Annotated in this window: 1 protein-coding gene and 1 pseudogene; both read left to right on the top strand. The window is 49.8% G+C overall.

The genetic code is table 11. The features are described from left to right. The coding region (gspE, locus tag R7E78_RS24165; protein ID WP_318058343.1) for a type II secretion system ATPase GspE at positions 1 to 1,202 on the top strand (1,202 nt) is incomplete at its 5' end. Next, positions 1,202 to 1,349, top strand: a pseudogene (locus tag R7E78_RS24160) (type II secretion system protein GspF); the annotation flags it as partial. The gene gspE and the pseudogene R7E78_RS24160, both read left to right, overlap by 1 nt.

Genomic DNA, 1,349 nt, shown 5'->3' with positions numbered 1-1,349 from the left:
TGGCAGAAGAGCTACCGCATGACGAAGATTTGTTAGAGTCGGAAGACGATGCGCCAATCATCAAATTGATCAATGCTATGTTGGGTGAAGCGATCAAAGAAGGTGCGTCCGATATCCATATCGAAACGTTTGAAAAGACGCTTTCTATCCGCTTCCGTGTCGACGGCGTTCTGCGCGAAGTCTTGACGCCAAGTCGTAAGCTTGCGCCGTTATTGGTGTCTCGTGTGAAAGTTATGGCGAAGCTCGATATTGCTGAAAAGCGTGTGCCTCAAGATGGTCGTATCTCGCTACGTATTGGTGGCCGAGCGGTCGACGTGCGTGTTTCTACCATGCCATCCTCTCACGGTGAACGAGTGGTAATGCGTCTGTTAGATAAAAACGCAACGCGCCTTGACCTGCATAGTTTGGGCATGACTCCTTCGGTACACGACAACTTCCGTCACCTCATTGGTCGCCCACACGGTATTATCTTGGTGACCGGCCCTACGGGTTCTGGTAAATCGACCACTTTGTACGCCGGCTTGCAAGAAATCAATAGCAACGAGCGCAACATTCTGACGGTGGAAGACCCAATCGAATTTGATATCGATGGCATTGGCCAGACTCAAGTTAACCCGAAAGTCGACATGACATTTGCGCGTGGTCTACGTGCGATCTTACGTCAGGACCCGGATGTGGTGATGGTGGGTGAGATCCGTGACTTAGAAACCGCGCAAATTGCGGTGCAAGCGTCTTTGACTGGTCACCTGGTAATGTCGACGCTGCATACCAACACCGCTGTTGGTGCGATCACGCGTCTGCGTGATATGGGTATTGAACCATTTTTGATCTCCTCTTCACTGCTTGGTGTGCTAGCGCAGCGTCTGGTTCGTACGCTCTGTTCTGACTGTAAAGAACCTTACGAAGCGGACAGCGAACAGAAAAAATTGTTTGGCATGGCAGAAAGTGAATCGCTCATTCTACATCGCGCGAAAGGCTGTGAAGCGTGTAACCAAAAAGGTTATCGCGGACGTACCGGCATTCATGAATTAGTGCTTGTCGATGAAACGGTTCAAGAGCTGATTCACTGCGAAGCGGGTGAGCAAGAAGTGGAAAAAGCCGTTCGTAATCATACGCCAAGTATTCGTAGTGATGGTCTAAGCAAAGTACGTCGTGGTATTACGTCACTTGAAGAAGTGATGCGAGTGACGAAGGAAGCGTAATGGCAGCATTTGAATACAAAGCGCTGGATGCAAAAGGCAAACAAAAAAAAGGCACGATTGAAGGGGATAACGCTCGTCAAGTGCGCCAACGACGGAAAGAACACGGAATGATCCCTGTTGAGGTCGTGGAAGCCAAAGCAAAGGCGG

This window comes from Vibrio sp. YT-19(2023) (assembly GCF_033337395.1).
This window is presented reverse-complemented; position numbering and strand designations above follow the sequence as displayed.